Source organism: Dyadobacter psychrophilus (assembly GCF_900167945.1).
GTDB classification, from domain to species: domain Bacteria; phylum Bacteroidota; class Bacteroidia; order Cytophagales; family Spirosomataceae; genus Dyadobacter; species Dyadobacter psychrophilus.
In genome coordinates this window covers 15,654-27,901 of the sequence record NZ_FUZA01000003.1, presented here as the reverse complement: position 1 = coordinate 27,901, position 12,248 = coordinate 15,654, and the positions used below count along the sequence as shown (strand labels likewise).

10 protein-coding genes are annotated in these 12,248 nt (G+C 46.6%); 5 read left to right on the top strand and 5 right to left on the bottom strand.

What is annotated here, in order from left to right; genetic code table 11:
• The first annotated feature begins 6 nt into the window (after positions 1-6).
• Entirely contained in the window at positions 7-2,169 is a 2,163-nt protein-coding gene (locus B5X68_RS13935) for a xanthine dehydrogenase family protein molybdopterin-binding subunit (RefSeq protein ID WP_082215380.1), read from the top strand.
• A gap of 74 nt (positions 2,170-2,243) precedes the next feature.
• On the opposite strand, the gene B5X68_RS13930 is transcribed toward B5X68_RS13935, so the two are convergent.
• From B5X68_RS13930 to B5X68_RS13920, 3 genes are all read right to left on the bottom strand, one after another.
• Entirely contained in the window at positions 2,244-3,797 is a 1,554-nt protein-coding gene (locus B5X68_RS13930; protein ID WP_082215379.1) for a phosphatase PAP2 family protein, read from the bottom strand.
• A gap of 2 nt (positions 3,798-3,799) precedes the next feature.
• Positions 3,800-4,723 carry a hypothetical protein gene (locus B5X68_RS13925; protein WP_082215378.1) on the bottom strand — a complete coding sequence of 308 codons (924 nt, stop codon included), beginning with the start codon at positions 4,721-4,723 and terminating at the stop codon, positions 3,800-3,802.
• A gap of 142 nt (positions 4,724-4,865) precedes the next feature.
• Positions 4,866-5,417 carry a hypothetical protein gene (locus tag B5X68_RS13920; RefSeq protein WP_141110305.1) on the bottom strand — a complete coding sequence of 184 codons (552 nt, stop codon included), beginning with the start codon at positions 5,415-5,417 and terminating at the stop codon, positions 4,866-4,868.
• A 140-nt stretch (positions 5,418-5,557) separates the two neighbouring features.
• On the opposite strand from B5X68_RS13920, the gene B5X68_RS13915 reads away from it, so the two are divergent.
• The 3 genes from B5X68_RS13915 (at position 5,558) to B5X68_RS13905 (ending at position 7,829) form a co-directional block, all read left to right on the top strand.
• On the top strand, positions 5,558-6,064 hold the full coding sequence (locus B5X68_RS13915) for a DUF6265 family protein (RefSeq protein ID WP_141110304.1): 507 nt from the start codon (positions 5,558-5,560) through the stop codon (positions 6,062-6,064).
• A gap of 13 nt (positions 6,065-6,077) precedes the next feature.
• Positions 6,078-6,602: a DinB family protein gene (locus tag B5X68_RS13910; RefSeq protein ID WP_082215376.1), complete on the top strand. Its 525-nt coding sequence runs from the start codon at positions 6,078-6,080 to the stop codon at positions 6,600-6,602.
• A gap of 192 nt (positions 6,603-6,794) precedes the next feature.
• Positions 6,795-7,829: a Fic family protein gene (locus B5X68_RS13905; protein ID WP_082215375.1), complete on the top strand. Its 1,035-nt coding sequence runs from the start codon at positions 6,795-6,797 to the stop codon at positions 7,827-7,829.
• A 50-nt stretch (positions 7,830-7,879) separates the two neighbouring features.
• On the opposite strand, the gene B5X68_RS13900 is transcribed toward B5X68_RS13905, so the two are convergent.
• Together B5X68_RS13900 and B5X68_RS13895 are read right to left on the bottom strand one after the other, a co-directional pair.
• Positions 7,880-9,895, bottom strand: coding sequence for a thioredoxin domain-containing protein (locus tag B5X68_RS13900; RefSeq protein ID WP_082215374.1), 2,016 nt, complete (start codon positions 9,893-9,895; stop codon positions 7,880-7,882).
• A 12-nt stretch (positions 9,896-9,907) separates the two neighbouring features.
• Positions 9,908-11,515, bottom strand: coding sequence for a T9SS type A sorting domain-containing protein (locus tag B5X68_RS13895; protein ID WP_229208415.1), 1,608 nt, complete (start codon positions 11,513-11,515; stop codon positions 9,908-9,910).
• Positions 11,516-11,714: 199 nt separating this feature from the next.
• Here B5X68_RS13895 and B5X68_RS13890 point away from each other — a divergent pair, with 199 nt between their 5' ends.
• Positions 11,715-12,179 (top strand): hypothetical protein, encoded by a 465-nt coding sequence (locus tag B5X68_RS13890; RefSeq protein ID WP_082215372.1) that lies wholly within the window; start codon positions 11,715-11,717, stop codon positions 12,177-12,179.
• The last annotated feature ends 69 nt before the right edge of the window (positions 12,180-12,248 follow it).

Genomic DNA, 12,248 nt, shown 5'->3' with positions numbered 1-12,248 from the left:
AAAACATTGGAAAAGATACAAACTTCACGGCGCGATTTCCTGAAAGCCTCAGGGATCACCACGTTCGGGCTCGCATTGGGTATTTCGGGTTTCACCAGGGATGCGTCCTTAAAAAAGATTACCCCGGCGGTGCTCAGGCTGGAAATCAACCCATTTATTATCATTGATACAAACGGCAACATTACCCTTGTTAACCCAAGGCCTGATATGGGTCAGGGATCTACGCAAGCCGTCCCTTCACTTTTGGCAGAAGAACTGGAAGTAAACCTGGAAAAAGTGCTCATCATTCAAAGTGATGGCATGGGCAAATACGGCAGCCAGACTTCGGGAGGCAGCAGTTCTGTACGAGAGTTATGGTTCCCGATCCGTAAAGCGGGAGCCGCCGCAAGGGAAATGCTCACTGCTACGGCAGCCAAAAGATGGAATGTGCCCGTTTCGGAGTGCCACGCTGAGGATGCAAAAATCATGCATAAGGCCAGCGGCAAAAGCCTGACATACGGCGAGTTGGCCGATGATGCATCCAAGCTGGAAATTCCAAAGGACCCGAAACTGAAAGAAGCCAAGGATTTCAAGATCATTGGTAAATACAACAAAAGGCTCGATGTGCCCGAGCGTGTCAACGGCAGGGCGGTCTACGGGATTGATGTCGATGTGCCCGGAATGGTCTATGCCAGCATTCTTCATTCACCCATGATCCACGGCAAAGTGGCTTCTATTGATGATACGGAGGCAAAAAAGATTCAGGGCGTTTTGCAGGTCATCAAGACGGAAAGGACTATGCCGCACCGGACTTCGGAAGCTGTGGCGGTGGTGGCTACCAATTACTGGGCGGCTTTGAAAGGCAAAAAGGCGCTGGTGGTTAAATGGGACAACGGCGATTTGGAGAAAACATTGAGTACAGCCAGCTACTATGCCGCCACTTATGATGCAGCTCAAAAAGAGGGGATCAATGCAGAAGAAAAAGGCGATTTTGCGGTAAAATATGCCGCTGCCAAAGATAAGATAGAATCCAATTATGAAACGCCATTTTTGGCACACGCACCCATAGAGCCTGAAAATGCAGTTGCCCATGTAAAGGACGATGGAACTGTGGAGATCTGGGCGCCCGTTCAAGGACCCGACTGGGCGCTGCGTGATGTTTGCGGATATATGAAAGTCAAACCCGAGCAGGTCAAAATCAATGTTACATTGCTGGGAGGCGCATTTGGCCGCAAAGCATATCACGACTTTGTATTGGAAGCCTGCCATATTTCCAAAGTTGTCAAAAAGCCAGTTAAAGTGATCTGGACGCGTGAGGACGACATTTCACAGGGCCCTTACCGCCCGGGAATGCTCAGCCACATGCAGGGTTTTGTCGATGACGGAAAAATTACAGGTTTTCATCATCACGCCATTGGCGAATCCATTGCAGGCCAGGTCTTTAAGCAGTTGAAAGATACAGAAGCAGACCCGTGGTTAAGCGGTGAGCTCGCAACTGAAAATAACAAATACCGCTTTGAGGGCGCCTCCAAAGTAAGCTGGACCAATGTAAAAACAGACATCCCGGTGGTTTGGTGGCGGTCTGTATATGCGTCTAACTTTGGATGGGGACAGGAATGCTTTGTGGATGAGCTGGCGCATCTGGCCAAGAAAGATCCTTTGAAAGCCAGAATGGAAATCCTTACCGATGATCGCTTTAAGAAAGTGCTTCAAACGCTGGCAGAAAAGGCGAACTGGGAAGAAAAGCTACCCGAAGGTTCTGGTAAGGGCCTTGCTGTTTTCAGCTCATTTAACAGCATTTCAGCATGTTGCATTACGGTTTCAAAAAAAGATCAGGGCGTTAAAATCGATAAAGTGGTCTCAGTGATTGACTGCGGACATTACGTGAACCCTGATAATGTCAAAGCGCAAACCGAGGGTAACATTGTCATGGGACTTACGGCAGCAATCAAAGACGGCATTACATTTACAAACGGCGTAAGCGACCAGAGCAATTTTCACCAATACAACATTATGCGCCTCAATGAGACGCCTGCAATGGAGATCCACATTATAGACAGCGGTGCTGCGCCTGGCGGAGTAGGAGAGCCCGGCTTGCCCCCGATCGCTCCGGCACTGGGCAATGCGGTTTTTGCCGCAACCGGCAAGCGCCTTCGCAAGCTGCCCTTTGACATTGCTAATCTGGGCTAGTATTCTGTTTTTGGATAAATAAAAAATGGCTTCCTGAGCAATCGGGAAGCCATTTTTTATAAGGTTTGGAACAACTACTTAGCACCGTCAGATTTTGCTCTTGCCACTGCATACTCTCCGATTTTATGCCCGGATTGCAGACCAGCTTCGCAGTCAAAGCGGTAATGGATCAGTCCGTAAATCCGGGATACAGAAGCTTCCTGGGCCATATCGTCGATTTTCTGTTTTTCTTGCGGGAAGATGTAAGCCAGTAATTCAGCCGCTGCACCTGAGAACGTCGAGTGGCCGGAAGTGTATGACGGAAAGTTAGGCAAACCCACAGATGTTTTAATTTTTCTGTTCATCTGGTTTGGACGCGGGTAATAGTAATAATATTTCGCATCCCAGCAGCAGATGCCTGCATCTTGCAGTGTTGTGCCCAGAAGCGCCAGGGTTCTGGCCGTTCTTACTTCGCTGAAAGAATTCTTATGGCAAAGGTCAGCAGCCCTTCTGTGCCAGTGCCCAGGAGGCGTATAACTTCCCACACCATCTGACCAAAAGCTGGCAATGCGCGCCTGATCGCGGGTTTGTTTCTTGGCAATGGTTAAAAGCTCATCAATATTTTGTTGATATTCCGCGCTGCCGATTGCTGGCGGCGGGCCTGGACGCATTGTCTTAACAGTGGCCTTATCAAAATTCCAGGGCGTAACAAAGCCGTAAGTGGGCAGCATTGGCGGACGGGCAGGCGATTCCTGGCTCACCCAAGGCTCAGAAGTGCCGATCGTTTTTGCATTTGCGATCATTTCAGCCGTTGCAGCCTGGTTGTTGGCTGTTCCCATGCCATCTGTTTTTGCTCTTGCCATAACTTTGGCGCCCACAGCTTTGCCCAGTTCTGCGCCGGCAGCAATGTCACTTTCCACGTTCATACCAGCCCATAAGCGGCTGTTTTTATGTTCTGCAAGCTTTTGCTCCAAAAAAGGCACTTCGCCCGGAAACATTGCTTTTAAAATGGCAACCGATGCTTCGGCTACCACCGCATCCTCAGAAGGGTAGGAAGGAAGATCGGTCACCGGCAAAATCGCCTGCACAGACTCATCTGTTTTTGAAGGCGCTTTGCGGTTGAATTTGAACTTATAATTCCAGGCACTCACAAGAGCGTCGTACTGCGCCACGCTCAGATAAGCCAGGGCGCGCGCCGTGTAGGGCGGATTGGCAAAGGGGAATTTAGGGTCTGCAAGCGGGTTAGCCGGATCTGGCAGCGGATATTTACCATCCTGGTTAGATGCAGGCGGTGTATTATAGCGGGCAGCGAGCTCACGACCAATCTCATTCCAGCGGAATGTTGCCCCAGCGCCCCAGTAATTAACAATTTCTCTCTGCTGCGGGGTGATTTTGGAGGTTGTCTCTTTTAGCTTGGTGATTTCTGCCTTATAGTCAGCCGAAGAAGCAGCCTTGGGTTCTGCAACCGTTATTTCGCTGGATGAAGTAAGCACATATGGCTTCCAGTTGCCTGCATTGGCATCCATGCTGGAAGGATTGTTGACAGAAGCTGTGGGTTCGTCGACCGTTTTGGTGCAGGAAGAAATCCCCAGTGTGAGAAGCAATCCGCACGCAATCAGAAGATTGCTTTTTGATATATATGTTTTCATTGTTACTGATGCATGTTTGGGTTTTTATCAGCCTTGATGTACCGGAACTGATACAGCACGCCAACAGAAAAAGATGTACTCTGGCCAACATTGGTCCCGTCTAAAACATAGGCGGCCCGGGCATTAACGCCAATGTTTTTTGGCTGAAATTTGGCATAAACGCCGCCCACGGTGCTTTTCATGTTATTGGTAGGGAAGGGCATATCATTGCGGCGAATATTATCACCGCCGTCACATGCGCCGTATTCGGCAAAAACTTCCGCCTGGATGGCAGCTTTGGAATATCCGAGTCTGACAGAGGCATCATAGGCATTGGGCACGCTTACCTTATTTGTGCTGTGCAGCTTACCCTCTGAGAGATAAGAGTCGCGATCGATCTTAATGTTGCTGCGGAAAATATAGCTTCCCGAAGCCGTCAGATAAATGCCTGTTTGGGGATGGCGATATCTGGCCAGCAGCCTTGCCGTCGCTGTTTTGCATTGTATACCAATCGACATAGGTAAAAAATCAGGGATATAATCGCCCATGGGAATGGAAGCGCCGCCTATGGCATGCAGGGAGAACCCTGATTTATTAATAAAACGGTATTTAAGCCAGAGAGACGCATCCTGAAAGCCATTTTGCCACTTTAAGTTACCCGCGCTGGCCTGCGTCCACACATATGGAACGCCAACAATGACATTCAGATTTTTGGTTACACCCACTGCCAGCATGGCCATTGCGCTTTGCGTGGTATGGGTGCCTATATTGAGATTTTCGCGTTTTAGGCTGTTTTCCCAGTATTTATCCCAGGAGCTATGCCCGTAAGACAGGGCAAGGCAAGCCGTATTTTTCGACATATAGATGGCGTCGTTGGGCATTTGGGCAAAAGCTCGTCCTGTTGCGCACAGGACAATTATTGAAAGCAAAATGAGTGATTGCTTCATTTTTCGTAAAGAATAATGCATTTGTTTTTACTGAGGGATAATGCCGTGCGTTTACAATACCAGAATGGATACTGCGCTTTGAAGGCAATTTTGACGAAATGAAAAACAAGCTTGCGGCCGGTAGGTAAGGCTCGCCAAGGATTCAGCTTAGCTCGGGAGGCGGGCTTGTTAGCTGAATGAAGATGGCTGAATAGATATTTTTGGAGCGTCCGCCCATTGATAAAGGCAACGGATCCGTAAATGACGCAGGCGGAAAGCTTATTGAAGCAACATTTGAAACATAATTTTTCAGCAAGTTATCCAACAATTTAATGGCTTTGCTGTAAGGGTCCTCAGGAAGTTTGGCGCTCGGATCAGTTATGATCTGCATCGCATTGGCCAAAGCAACAAATTCATCACGAGCCGCCTGGTTTGATTTCAGCGTCACATAAAGTGTGTCGTTTTGATGCAGGACCTGGGTAGGGTTATAAAATTGATCATTCTGACGGATCAGTCCCTGGGGTGCCTCCGTAATTTGAAGGTCGCCCGAGTAGGGCAGAGATGGCAAATGCATTTTAACGACCCTTAATTCGTCACCCAGCGAAGAAACCGACGATTGCTGATAGTGGTTATCAAAGAAAAGCACAGCAAAAGTTAGCCCAAACGTGTTGTAGAGCAAAAGAACCAACAATCCTATCGGTAACAGTCTTTTCAATTTGAAGAGGATTTATATTCAAATGTAATCAAGTTCGATCCAATTAAGCAAATGTTGTTTAAAATACTATATATCAACGTCTCTGCAAATGCATGCTGCGGATTTTGCTTAAATTACCACCTGAAATAAAATCGCTGTCAATGACCAGGCAAACAGGTTTTTCCAAATGTGTGATGCGTAATGGCTTAGTGGTTTTGCTGCTTGCATCGGCGGCAATGATTCAGGGCGAGGGATTTACCAAAAGTGATTTTGAAAAGCTCAGTGCCATCGTGGGCTCATGGAAAATGCAGCGTTCGGGAGGTAATATGTATGAAACCTGGCGCAGGGTCTCGCCCGTTGAGTTTTCGGGCATCAGTTATAAGATTGAAAATGGGGACACCATTAAGCTTGAAACAGTCCGGCTGTATTTAAGTAACCGTAGGGTTATATACGCTCCGGTTGCTTTTGGACAGAATGATGAAAAGGAAGTACTTTTCGATTTGAAATCAATTGAAGGGAAAAAGTTTATTTTTGAAAATCCCAAGCACGATTTTCCCCAGCGCATTGGCTATGCATTTTTACCCGCAGACTCACTTCATGCCTACATTGAAGGCACTATTGATTCAAAACCCAGACATATAGATTACAAATATTCAAAACTCAGATAAGAGCTTACCGTTTATGAAGAAATCCGCAATTAACCCAATGCCCCAGTTTTTCGACCGCTACATTAATCTGGTCGAGGATATGGACATTATCGAAGCATTCGACAAATATACTCCTGGCAAGGTCTACACCGACATAGATAAGCTGACTGCTCTCAAAGACCTTGCCTACGCCCAGGGTAAATGGACGGTGAAAGATATTTTACAACATGTAATTGACAATGAGCGCATTATGGCTTACCGTGCTATGCGCTTTTCCAGAAATGACAAAACGACCCTTCCCGGTTATGACGAAGAGCTTCTGGCAGCAAACACCATTGCCAATCAGCGCAGCATTGAAGATCTCATGCAGGAATTCGGCCAGGTAAGGCAAAGCACCATTTCCCTTTTCAAAAGCATGGATCATCAAATGATCCTGCGTTCGGGGTTTGCTTACAAATCAGACATTTCAGCACTGGCATTAGGATTTGTCATCATCGGCCACCCGCTTCATCACATGCGGGTGATCCAGGAGCGTTATTTTCCGTTGCTTTTAGCTTAGTTTCAATCTTGGAGCCAAAGTAAATTAATTTGCGGATCAAGTTAAGTTTTAGTACGGCTCAAAAAGTGCCTAAAGTGAGCTTAAACATTCGGATTTTTGAGCTTAAAGTACGATGCGGCTCAAATTTGAAAAATTTTGGCTCAAATCTGTATATATTTGAGCCAAAATTGATTTTATGACGAGCTATAATTTATGTCATCATTAAATTCTGACATTCTTCTTTTTGTAAAGGATCATCCTCTCAGTTCGTCCGCTGAAATCCATAAGGCGATCGGCAGAGGTTCTTTTGCAACAATCAAAAGAGCGATAGCTGCACTGGTTGAAACCGGCCAACTATCGACCCGAGGTCAGACCAGAGCCACAAGGTATTTCCTGAGCGCAGCAAATCAGCTTTTCAGTCCTGTTGATACGGACGCATATTTTAAGCAGGAGATAGATGAGCGCCAGATCCGTGAGGACTTTAATTTTCAGCTGATCACCGAGATATTAAGTAGTGTTGACCTGTTTACAGCAGACGAGGTAAATGGCCTTACCAACTTGCAGAAAGAATTTCGCAAGAATGTAAACGATATGAGTACGGCCGCTTATAACAAGGAGATGGAAAGATTGGCTATTGATTTGAGTTGGAAATCATCGCAAATTGAAGGTAATACTTATTCGCTGCTTGAAACAGAACGTTTGTTGAAGGACAAGGAGACAGCTGCCGGTAAGCCTAAGGATGATGCGACAATGCTGTTGAATCACAAGGAAGCACTCAACTTTATTATTGACAACCCGGACTATGTGGTTCCATTATCTATTGCACGGATAGAGGACATTCATAGCCTTCTCATTAAGGATCTTGAAGTGGACCGAAATATCAGACGCCGTCGGGTAGGTATTTCAGGAACCAACTACAAACCACTGGATAACGAGCACCAGATCAGGGAAGCATTGGAAGATATGTGCAGGCTGATCAATCGAAAAGAAAATGTATTTGAAAAATCATTGCTGGCTTTGGTTCTGCTATCCTATATCCAGGCATTTAATGATGGAAATAAAAGAACAGCCCGCATCATTGGTAATGCTATCCTAATTGCTCACCAACATTGCCCAATTTCTTTCCGGACTGTTGACGCAGTCGAATACAAAAAAGCAATGCTGATCTTTTACGAGCAGAATAATATCAGTGTTTTTAAGAAAATTTTCATTGAACAGTTCAGGTTTGCAGTAAAAACCTATTTTTAGTTGCGCTCACTGTGCGATTTAGTAACTACTGGGAAAGTCAAGTCCAACCTTCAAACCCCGGCCAGTTGATCCAGGGCGTACTCTACTTGCGTAACAGGCAGTTGGCAGGTTTTATCGTAACATACGTAAATGGCCGTTTTACCATTGATGTCTGTGCGACTTTTTAAGAGTGGGAGATCTGAGCGGCTGGTTGTTCCCATTACCAGTTTGTTAGGCACAAAGAAGCGGTCAAAATCTTTGCGCATATCGTCGGCCTCAGCTCCAACGATGATGATTTCAGCGGTTGGGGAGGCCCTCATACAATATAATGCGGCCCAATTGGTTACCCACTGCACATCAGCCAGAAGCACTTTGCTCATTTTTGAGAGCATTGCGTCCGAAATCCTGGCGTATTCATCTTCATCGAGCATCATGCCCAGCAGGTAAAGATTGTGGGCCATGATCGAATTGGAAGAGGGGATCACATTATCGAAAAGCTCCTTTTTGCGGGTAATGAGCGTTTCTCCGTAAATGTCGGTAAAATAAAAGAAGCCCTCTTTTTGGTCGTAAAAATTGTGGATCGTGTAGTCGGCCAGTTTTTTGGCCAGCGTGATCCACTGTTCATCGAAAGTGATCTGGTAAAGGGCCAGATATGCCTCGATGACTGCCGCATAATCTTCCAAAAAGCCAGTCACCGTGGCCTGGCCGTTCTTGTAGCTGTGCATGAGCTTGCCGGCCACGATCATATTTTCGCGGATAAAAACGCCAGCCGAAACAGCCATTTCACGAATGTATTCGTTGCCCAGCGCCCGGTAGGAATCGGCCAATCCTTTGATCAGCAGCCCATTCCAGGATGTGAGCGTTTTGTCATCCAGACCTGGCCGGATACGCTCTTCGCGCTTTTCAACCAACTTTTTAAGTGCGGCACTGTATTTTGTTTCAAGATCAGCCACATCTAGCTTCAATGCACTGGCTGTTTGCCGCACAGTGTTGGTCAAATGCAGATGATTATGGCCGTCTTCCCAGTTGCCGTGCTCAGAGACGTTATAAAGTTTGGCAAACCATTCAAAATCTTCGCCCAGGATTTGCTGCAGCTCAGCTTTTGTCCAAATATAAAATTTACCCTCAACGCCTTCGCTATCTGCATCAAGCGCTGAATAAAAACCGCCCTGCTCATTGCGCATTTCGTCTTGCAGCCATTGAATTGTGCTTAAAAGACGGTCTTCGTACAGCGGATTTCTGGTTAGTGAATAGGCTTCGGCGTAAATGCTCAGCAGCTGGGCGTTATCATAGAGCATTTTTTCAAAATGAGGAATAAACCACTCGTCATCAACAGAATACCGGGCCCATCCCCCGCCAACGTGATCATAAATCCCACCCAAAGCAATGCGGTCCAGGGACAATTCCAGCTGGGCGAGTGCCTGGGGATTTTGGCTTATATCAAAATAACGCAGCAAAAATTTATAGATTGAGGGCATAGGGAACTTCGGCGCTCGGTCCATTCCACCTTTTTCCGTATCAAAATTGCGCTGCAACTGCTCAAACATGATATCCAGCTCGGAAGAGGCATAATCACCGCTGCCAGTTACAAGCCCGTATTTTTCTGTATCAGAGACCAGCATATTTTGCACAAATCCCTCGGCAGAACCTGCCAGCTCATCATAATGCTTCTTAAATGCATTATCAATGCTCTTTAAAAGCTGCACCCAGTTTTGCGCAGGCAGATAAGTAACCCCGTAAAACGGCCGGCTGTCGGGTAACAGGAAAACATTCAGCGGCCAGCCGCCGCGCACGCCCATCGCCTGCACTGCATCCATATACACGGCATCCACGTCAGGGCGCTCCTCTCGATCCACCTTAATGCAGACAAAATGTTCATTCATTACGGCGGCAATCGGCTCTTTTTCAAAACATTCACGCTCCATCACATGACACCAATGGCAAGCCGAATAGCCAATACTGACCAGAATCGGCTTGTTTTCGGTTTTTGCCTTGCTTAATGCTTCTTCGCCCCAGGGAAACCAGTCAACGGGATTGTGTGCGTGTTGAAGTAAATATGGGCTGGTTTGCTGGCTCAGACAGTTCATAATCAAAGGAAGTTATTGATGAATGACCACTTTTTTGGTAATGGTCCGGTTCTGGGTCTTGAAGCGGGCAAAATATATGCCAGCAGTTAAGTGCGGCAAATCAATCTTTTCACGCGTCTCTCCGGCAATGGCTTTAAGTTGTTTTTCTGCAACAACCTGTCCTTTCGTGTTCAATAAAGAAAATGCCACATCAGTAAGGCCATTTACGCCATTTAAAACCACATTCATTTCAAATTCGACGGGATTGGCATACACAAAGGCATCGGAAAGATGCGGTTCGGTTGAATTAACCGTGTCATTGAGATCAAATTTGCACAGGAAAACTTCTTTGCCTTTCAGCTTAATGCGCTTAACCCATTTCTGGTGTGAAACAACGATCTCGGTTTCAGCATTATCTGCCGCATATGGATTTTGGGCAGCGACCAGAATGTCGCTCCCTTTCACAACACCGCGCCATATCGGGCTTTGCTGTTCCATCAAATCGCGGGCAGATTGCGGGATAACAAGCTCATAGCTTCCTTCAAACATATCTTTGAAAGCCGACAGCCGGTAAAGTCCGTAAATGAACCGCTCATAAGGCGCATAATTTTCTTGTCTGCTGCCTGGGAAGCCCGGATTTTCCCAAAGCCATAACCCTTTGGCCCCGGAAAAAAAAGGAAAAATCGCTGTCGCTTCCGCCACAAAAGGAGCAATCATCGGCGTGTTGGGATCATAGCTGTCATGAATGCGCATCCACACAAAGGGGATAATGGGTTTGTCGCTCCAAGCGCGGTTGACTTCAATGTTAAAAAGCAGGTAAGAGAGATAATCCTTTCCGATGGGGTTATCGTAACCATAATAAAAATAAGGAGAAGGTGTCAGAAACTGCTGCGCGTTATAAAAGCTGCCGCCGATTTTGCCTGCATTGTCCTGGACCAGGTAATGCGTGCGGCCGGCATTGGTGGTCCAGTCCTGCCAGCTGTTGGCGGTAATGTTCAGCCATGTGTTGCGCACGGGAACATCGCTGTAACTGCTCAATGGGGCATTAACACCTTTTAATTTTAATCTGTTGGCAGCCTCGGTATACCACCATCTCATGTCCCTTTTATAGGTTGCCAAAAAATCCGCATCCGATAAATTGCGGTAATTCTGTGCAATCTTACTATTGGATTTTAAGGCAAGAATGTCGCGGTCCTCGCGTTGCATGCGCTCAATGTCCATGCAGATAATGTCGTAACCTTTGGCCGTTTCAGCGTAATTGTCCCAAAAACTGCGGTAAGCGGCCGTATCATTTCCCCACGGACTGCGCAGCGTGTTATCCGCCCAGGGCTGGTTGCCGCTAGAAGTGGCAACGCCGTACCAGATCAAGGCCCGGTTGGCATTCGTTAACGATCCGGGCTCGGGTCCCGAGAAGGTTGCAAGGTGGCTAAAACCATGTTTGAGGGGCTGGGACTGCGTATCGCCAAAGCGCGTAGCATTGTAAATGATTTTAAAGGGAAGGGTAAATTCGGGAAACTTGCCCCATTCGATCGTGTTGTTGGCCGTGACCGGGTTTAGTATATAAGCGGGCTGGCAATCCTGCGCATACAATGGCCAGGATTGAACCATAAGATAAAATAATGCGGTGTAAAAAGCTCTCACATATATATAGGTAAAATGAACCATAAGAATTGACCGGACAAATTCGTTACTTTTGCAGCGTCGGTAATTTGATTTTTCCGCGAAACGCTTTCCGGGAAACGTTTTCCGCGAAACGCTTTCCGCGAAACGCCCGACACTTCAATTATATTAATGACAAAGTAAGAAAAGAAATTGCCTGGAACATAAAATATAAACCAATATGAGACGATTACTGCTGCTTGCCCCTTTTATACTGGCCCTGTTTTTAATGGCCTGCGACAAAGACAAACCCGACAATCCAAATCCAACGCCTGAGCCTTCCGAAAAGGACAAAATACTGATCAATTATCCATGGCGCATGTCAACGGTGACCGATCTGGCAGGCAAAGACATTCCCGTTAATCAGCTCAATACCCAGACGCGCGCCATTAAGGAAGTAATGGACATTCAGTTTTTGCAAAACAATGTTACCAAGGCGATCGATCAGGGTTCCAAGCAGGTTATCAACGGCGGAACGTGGTATTTGAAAAACGAAAATAAGACGCTTGACATCAAAATTTCCGGCTTTTCAGGTGAGTTTGGTGTTGAAGAGCTCACAAACAGCAAGCTGAGGCTAAAAAGCAAAATGCCTGTCAGCGGCGTTGAGCAGGAAACGATCATGGTTTTTGAGCCTGTGATCAAATAAGCACTCAAATTTTGGTATAATTCAAAAAAGCGGCGGATTAGTTCTGCCGCTTTTCTTATTTTGTGCCAA